The organism is Croceicoccus mobilis (genome assembly GCF_001661965.1).
In the GTDB taxonomy this organism is placed as follows: domain Bacteria; phylum Pseudomonadota; class Alphaproteobacteria; order Sphingomonadales; family Sphingomonadaceae; genus Croceicoccus; species Croceicoccus mobilis.
Genome location: NZ_LYWZ01000009.1, coordinates 1 through 7,279, shown reverse-complemented (window position 1 = coordinate 7,279; position 7,279 = coordinate 1). Strand labels below are relative to the sequence as shown.

Annotated in this window: 5 protein-coding genes; 4 read left to right on the top strand and 1 reads right to left on the bottom strand. The window is 59.2% G+C overall.

Annotated elements, in window-relative coordinates; all coding sequences use genetic code 11:
• The first annotated feature begins 146 nt into the window (after nucleotides 1–146).
• The 4 genes from A9D13_RS02500 (at nucleotide 147) to A9D13_RS02480 (ending at nucleotide 5,765) form a co-directional block, all read left to right on the top strand.
• Nucleotides 147–1,781 carry a Mu transposase C-terminal domain-containing protein gene (locus A9D13_RS02500; RefSeq protein WP_024099411.1) on the top strand — a complete coding sequence of 545 codons (1,635 nt, stop codon included), beginning with the start codon at nucleotides 147–149 and terminating at the stop codon, nucleotides 1,779–1,781.
• Nucleotides 1,666–3,453: a TniB family NTP-binding protein gene (locus A9D13_RS20935; RefSeq protein ID WP_216635479.1), complete on the top strand. Its 1,788-nt coding sequence runs from the start codon at nucleotides 1,666–1,668 to the stop codon at nucleotides 3,451–3,453. Before A9D13_RS02500 ends, A9D13_RS20935 begins: the two co-directional genes overlap by 116 nt.
• A gap of 351 nt (nucleotides 3,454–3,804) precedes the next feature.
• Complete coding sequence (locus A9D13_RS02485) at nucleotides 3,805–4,353, top strand: MarR family winged helix-turn-helix transcriptional regulator (protein ID WP_052182396.1); 549 nt, start codon at nucleotides 3,805–3,807, stop codon at nucleotides 4,351–4,353.
• A gap of 257 nt (nucleotides 4,354–4,610) precedes the next feature.
• A complete protein-coding gene (locus A9D13_RS02480) occupies nucleotides 4,611–5,765 on the top strand; it encodes a serine hydrolase domain-containing protein (RefSeq protein ID WP_062347427.1) in 1,155 nt (384 codons plus the stop codon).
• An 88-nt stretch (nucleotides 5,766–5,853) separates the two neighbouring features.
• Here A9D13_RS02480 and A9D13_RS02475 read toward each other — a convergent pair whose 3' ends face one another.
• The gene (locus A9D13_RS02475; RefSeq protein WP_244884876.1) at nucleotides 5,854–7,026 is read right to left on the bottom strand and encodes an alpha/beta fold hydrolase; all 1,173 of its coding nucleotides are present in this window, start codon (nucleotides 7,024–7,026) and stop codon (nucleotides 5,854–5,856) included.
• Nucleotides 7,027–7,279: the final 253 nt, after the last annotated feature.

The window sequence follows — 7,279 nt, the reverse complement described above, 5'->3', positions numbered from 1 at the left end:
TGTCGCGTAGCCCTTAATTGTGAGATGAGAAATCCAACGAAATCAACGGCCTTGCTTTGCCCTTAAATATGATATTTTGCCTTTAAATCCGATATTTTTGCCCTTAAACCTGAGACAGGGTTCGCAGCTTCGTGTGGCAAATATTGATGGATGATGATCGCGAAGACTTCGTTGCCGCTGGTGCTGAGGAGGCGCGCAGGGCGGCCGTTCTGCGTCCGCTTGTTCAGGCATATCTCAAAGGAACTGGCAGTCTGGAAAGTGGCATCAATGACGCCGTTTGGGAGCTTGGTGTCAGCAGGGCGACTGTCTGGCGCTGGATAAAGCGTCTGGCCGAAGAGGGTGGGCGCACCAGCGCGCTGGCTTCTCGGAAACGGGGCCGCCCGACTGGTACAACCTTGATATCCGGCAAGGTGGAAGCGGTGATCGAAGAACATCTTCGCCGTTATTTCTTACGGCGGGAACGCCCAAGCCTGTCGCGCATCGTGACAGAAATCCGAAGCGCGTGCTGGCAGCAGGGCTTGCAACCGCCGACACGTCGGACGGTTCAGCGCAGGCTGGATGCAATGGATGCCCGTGAAATTGCCAAGGCACGCGAAGGCGCAAAGGCGGCCCGCCAGAAATTTGCGCCGGTCGTAGGCGACAACAAGGCAAACCGGCCACTGGAGGTCGTGCAAATCGACCATACGCCTGCGGACATCATTCTCGTCGACAGTTTTGAACGCAAACCAATTGGGCGGCCTTGGGTCACGCTGGCGATCGACGTCGCAACGCGGATGGTGACCGGATATTACACCTCTCTCGAGGCACCTTCGCGTCTGTCGGTGGCGCTTTGCCTGACACAGGCTGTGGCCCCCAAGGCGGAACTTCTGGCGGAATTGGTGCGCAATGTTCCTTGGCCCGCGCAGGGTAAACCGCATAGCATCCACGTCGATAACGGGCGCGATTTCCGGTCGCATGCCTTTCGGTCGGCATGTGCAGAATGGGGGATCGATCTGGTCTATCGGCCGCCAGGCAGTCCTCATTTCGGAGGGCACATCGAACGATTGATCGGCACGATGATGGGGGCCGTGCACCTGTTGCCTGGAACAACGCAATCCTCGGTCGTGGCCAAGGGCGACTATGACGCCGAGGGCATGGCCACGATGACCTTAAGCGACTTCGATCGCTGGTTTGCTCTGGAAATCTGCCGCTACAACAACAGCATTCATTCAAGTCTTGGCTGCACGCCCGTTGCCAAATGGGAGGCGCTCTCAGAGCAAATGATGGGCGATATCCCCTTCGAGATTGAAGCCTTTCGGGTGAGCTTTCTGCCAAGTGAACTGCGCAAGGTCAGGCGTGACGGCATCCATCTGTTCCAGATACGGTACTGGTCCGATGCGCTTGCAGGCCACATCGGGCGCGGGGATGGAAAGGTGGTCGTCCGCTACGACCCTCGCGACCTCTCGGTGATCTGGGTCGAACTGGATAATGACCGATACGTCGAAGCTCGGTACCGAAACCTGGAAATTCCGCCTGTGTCGCTCTGGGAATATCGCGAAGCCATGAGGAATGCCCGTGCCCTTGGCAAGTCCGGGTCCAATGAGCTGGTCCTGGCTGAGCTGATCCGACAGCAACGCCAAATCGAGTCTGAAAGCCGGAGCCTGACGAGGGCCGAACGCCGATCCCGTGAAAGAAAAGGGACATTGGAGGGCGCCAACTCGGCCGTCTCAACAACCGAAGGGCTGCGCGCGATCGATACGGGTGATACATCGCGCCCATTGTTCAAGGTGGAGAGATGGTGAATTGAGGGCAGGAAAAACAGAGGAAGACGGTCGGATCACCCTCATTCAATCGGATATCTGGATTGGCTTTCCGCGGGCCGAACAAGTTCTGGACCGTTTGCAGTGTATGATCGAAGCGCCAAGGCAAACCCGTATGCCTGGCCTTCTTGTGCATGGCGCGTCCGGGATCGGAAAGACGATGATCGCCCGCAATCTTTCGCGCAGATATGCACCGGAATATGACCCAGCATCGGGAATTACGCGAACGCCGCTGTTACTGTTACAAGCACCACCAGCTCCCGACGAACGACGGTTCTATCTGCACATCCTGGCGACCGTCGGGGCACCGGCCACGGCACTGAGCGCGCGCGCTCAAAATGTGGCCTCCCTCGAAGTCCGTGTCGTCGCGCTCTTGCGCGACCTTGGCCTGCGGATGATCATGATCGACGAAGTCCACAACCTCTTGGCCGGGACCCACCGCGAACAGCGCCGCTTTCTCAATGTTCTGCGGTATCTCAGCAATGAACTCGAAGTGTCGCTGGTCTGCCTGGGGGTCAGCGAGGCCGTCGATGCCATCCGTGGTGATATCCAGCTTGCCAGGCGGCTGGACGAACATCACCTTCCAAACTGGCGCGACGACGCCGAGTTCTCGGACATGATCCAGACACTCATCGCGGCAATGCCCCTCGAGAAGAAATCCAATCTGAAGGTCAAGTCACTAAAGCAGATACTTGCGCTGACCGGCGGGGTGACCTCGCGCATCTTCGCCCTGATCAAGGATCTTTCCATCGACGCCATTGTCACAGGTGATGAATGCATCACCGATGACGCAATCGCAAAATGGACGCCGGTTTGGTCGCGCCATGCGAACCCCCCATCGGCGGCTCGAGAAGTCCGGGGTGTGAAGCCGCACCCGCTGCCCAAGACTGTCGCGCCGCTGCCCGACGAGTTGTTGTCAGGTTGGTTGTCTAGGCTGGCGGCGGCCAACTACTGTGATGATGCGGAACTACTGGCTCATCTCAGAATCGATACCGCGCATGGCACCGCCTTGAACTTCAACGTCGACGCGGCTGCGGCGGCGAAGATTGCCAACGCCGCACGGATTGACCCAGATGTTGTGCGATCTTTGACCTTCCCAGCAATGACGACACGAGAAGCCTCGCTGACGGCCCAGATACCATTCCAGCATTGCCTGCAATGTTCCAGAGAGGGCCTTTCGCTCAAGCATTGGAGGCGAGCCTGGGCATTCGACTGCCAGGTTTGTGGGACGAGACTTGTGCCGACGCTCGGCAAGGCCAGTGGCGAACAGATGCCCGAAAAGCTGATAAATCGTGCGCGCAACGGCGCCGCGCGGCTTGAATACGCCGCGCGATTACGCAGCTCCAAGCAATTTCGGCGCGCAATGCGCGCGGTCACCTTTGCCATATCATTAAAGGCCTTCCGCGGAGATCCGTTATACGCTCTTCAGGGCCACAGGCTGGAAGTAAGGCTGTTTGGCCTTGCTGCAATTGATGCAGCCCAATCCCGTCCACTGGTCAAAGCGGCCATCTCAAGCTCCGGCATCGACGACTATGCAAGGGTTGCTCTATTGCGCGCCTTCGATAAGGAGCCACGTCTGCTTGCCGCGGTTGTTTACATCGCCCGGCAGCGCGCGAAAAGCATAGGCGCGATGGCAGTGGAATCTCATAATTAAGGGCAAAAAATATCCCCGAACGCGTCGTGTCTCAGATTTAAGGGCAACGCGACACCCTATCTATTCCACGCGGATTGAGCGTGGGTTCTCCGGCCCTTTGAATCCCGCCCGAACTAGGGTGGCCCTCGTGCCCTTACGTCGGTTGAATATATGGCAGTCACGACCATCAAGGCCGCCGAACGAACGCCGGAATCTCGCCCTCGACCCGGATGAGAAACCGCGGGACCGTCAAGTCATAATCCATTAACAAGTCAACCGACCCACGCGGCTGGGGCGGTTGCCAAGAAGGAATGCACGCTGGTTTCGACATTCAACAGGCCCGATGGTTCGGGTCATGCAGGGCCGATTTCGATGAGCGGAGATAGCGGGGAAATCAACCTGCCGTTCGACCTGAGTATCGGATATCAAATCCGACTCACGCATCGACTTATGCAAAAGCTGCTACAGCTGAAGATCGAGCAGTTCGGCGTCACCCTGGGCATGTGGTACTTCTTGCGCGTCCTGTGGGACCAGGACGGCTTAACCCAGAAGGAACTGTCCGACCTTGTTGGAACGATGGAGCCGACCACGCTTTCGGCGATCGCTTCCATGGAGCAACGGGGAATCGTTGCCCGGGTCCGCAACGCGGCGGACAAGCGGAAGATCAACATCTTCCTCACCCCTTACGGTCACGAGCTGAAAAGGAAGCTTCTGCCCATTGGCATCGAAGTTGGGGATATCGCTAAGACCGGCATTTCGCGCCGCGAAGCGGATCTCCAGATCGCCCTATTGGGCGAGCTGCAGACCAATCTAGAAGCTGCGATTCGGAGCCTCTCCCCCGAGGAGCCCGACGCGAAGCCGGGTCGGCGGCGCCGAGAGGACCGAGGGGTCGCCGGCATCACTCATGAGGCAGGCGACTGATGCGATAGTGGGTGTCCTCGCCACCATGGATGCCCCACATCAATGTTGCGCGCCGATACTTACATCACTAATGGTTAGATAACTAAGGAACTGCACGGTGGCGGTCTGCGACGTGAAGGTTGCGTGGAGAGGTGTGCTGATGGTCAGGCCTTGCCTCCGACCGAATCGTCGTCGCTCTCCACCGCGCGGTTGATGACTGCAATCGCTTAGGTGCGGGCCGCGTCCGGTCTGCGAGAGTATCGGGAGAGTTTGAACTTATGAGTTCATCAGCCTTTAAAGGCGCGGATGTGTCCGATCGCCTGGATCGCGCGATAGACAATGCTCTCGCCGACAATCGTTTGGTGGGAACGGTCGTGATCGTCGCCCGGGGCGGCAAGATCGCCTATCGCCGCGCGGCGGGATTTGCAGACCGTGAATCGCAAAAGCCGATGCAAACGGATAGCATTTTCCGATTTGCATCGGTGACCAAACCCTTTGTCACCGCCGCCGTGATGCGCCTGATCGAGGATGGTGTTGTGAGGCTGGACGATCCAGTGACGCGCTTCCTGCCCGACTTTCAGCCGCGCCTGTCCGATGGATCGGTTCCGGTCATCTCGATCCGCCATCTGCTCACGCACACATCGGGGCTCGGCTATCCGTTTCAGGAAGGGAGCGATGGCCATTATCGTCGCCTCGACGTCTCCGACGGGTTGGATCAACCGGGATTGTCGCTATCCGAGAATCTTCGGCGCCTGGCTGCCGCCCCGCTTACCGCCGCACCGGGGTCGGGTTTTCGCTATTCCCTTGGCATGGATGTGATGGGAGGGGTGGTTGAGAGCGTTACCGGTGGTTCGCTACGCGATGCTGTGCGCAAACTGGTCACGGATCCGCTGGGTATCGTCGATACCGGCTTTGCCGTTGCGGATGTTGAGCGGCTCGCGACGAATTACTTCAACAGCGAATCCGTTCCCGTCCGCATCACGGACGGCATGGTAGTGCCTCTGGATGCCTTCAACGGGTCGCTAACGTTCGCGCCGAGCCGTATCCTGGATCCAAACTCCTATCCGTCAGGCGGGGGTGGGATGGTGGGGACTGCGGGCGACGTCCTGCACTTTCTGGAAACCATCCGGCTCGGGGGTGGTCCGATCCTGAAGCCTGAAACAGTCGAGATGATGGCGACCGATCAGCTCGGACCTCAGGCTGCGGCCTGCGGGCCGGGTTGGGGCTTCGGCTTCGGCTGGGCAGTGCTTGCAGATCCGCACGCCGTCCCGTCGCCGCAGTCTCCCGGAACGCTTCACTGGGCCGGCGGATACGGCAATAGCTGGTTCATCGATCGTGCAAACGCGCTGACGGTCGTGGCCATGACCAACACGGCCTTTGAGGGTATGTCGGGGAAGTTCGTGTCCGACATCCGGGACGCCGTCTACAACTGATCCCCGCAAGGAATCCGCGACCGGCCGGCGTAAGCCGGCCGCGCCGCAGCGAAAATGCGGAGGCGCCGCGTCGATCGCGGCGGCCAGATCACAAATCGTTGCGGTGGCTCCAGTCGATGATCCCGTCGATACAAGCGCTGACATGTTCGGGCTGGCCCTGGTAGAAATGGGTCGCGCCCTTGATGCTCACAAATTCCTTGTTCGCAACGGTGAGCGCGTTGTGAATGATCGGATTATGGCTCGCGGGAACCGCGTCGTCCGCTTCATTCTCGATCTGCAGCACAGGGGTCCGATGGATCTTTGTCGCGTTAACGGCAGCCTTGGAGTTGGATAGGTCGTAGGACCATTGCGACAGCCACGAGCGCAGGGTTGAGAATCGCGCCAAACCAGCGGGTCCCACGTTCACCGTGCGTGGATTGCCAAGATAGGATGCCCCCGGCGCGCGTCCATTGGGGTCGATCGTCGGATCAATCCAGCGCACGTCGCACATCGTGCGGTGCGTGACGAAGGCGCGTTCGGTTTCGCCGTCGTTGCGACGACGGAGCGTGGCAAGCATTTCCTCGGCCCAGGCGGTAATTCTGCGATTGCGGGCCCGCTGCCTCTCGCGGAAGGCGGCGATGAAGTCAGCGGTGAATGGTGGTTTGTTCGGGCAGTCCGGACTATAGATATCGAATTCGAGATCGCGCGTGTCCGGGTCGAATTCGTCGATGACGGAGGGGTCAAGCCATTCGGTCAGCACTTCCGCCCGGCTGAGGTGGGCGGCGATGAGGACTATTCCGTCAACCCGCTGCAGCCGCGCTGCTGTCAGGTCATAAAGGTCGCCGGCGGGCGTGTGGGTGATTGTCGGATGTTCAGACTGGGCCGCATAAAACAGCGATAGCGAGCCGCCGCCCGACCATCCCACCAGGATCACCTTTTCATAACCCAGCGACTCGCGCGCGTGGCGCACCCACTGGCCCATGTCGTAGGCGACCTTTTCCATAATCAGCGCACTATCGTTTCTCGGGTAGCGACTCGACGCGCAAAGTACGTGCAACCCCGCATCGGCAAGCGCCTCAGGCATTGGGAGCAGCTGGACCGTGGCTGTGGGGTGCATGAACAAATAGACCGCCTTAGATGGCCGCGCTCTCTGCCGGAACAGCTGGCCTTCCAGCTCGGTCGTGCCCTCGGCGCCCGCAAAACTGTAGGTCTCCGTCATCCCCGGTTGATCGCGGAAGCGAACGATTTCGGGAAGGCGATCCCATAGCGCCTTTGTCGGCAATCCTCTCTCCATGGCCATATCCTTAGTTATCTAACTATAATTGCGTATTACCGTACTCCAGTCAAGGGAAGGGCTTCCCATGCGAAGGGGCGCGCACTGAGCAACCATCCCCTCCCCTGTTTGCCCAAATAGGTAGCGGTTTTCCGTTGTCCTCGGTCACGATAGGTACGTTTTTAGGGCGGTACAGCCTATAGAGGGTCGTGCGGCTGAGCGGAACAGGAAAGTGTCGTAAGGGGCATTATTTCCTTTCAAA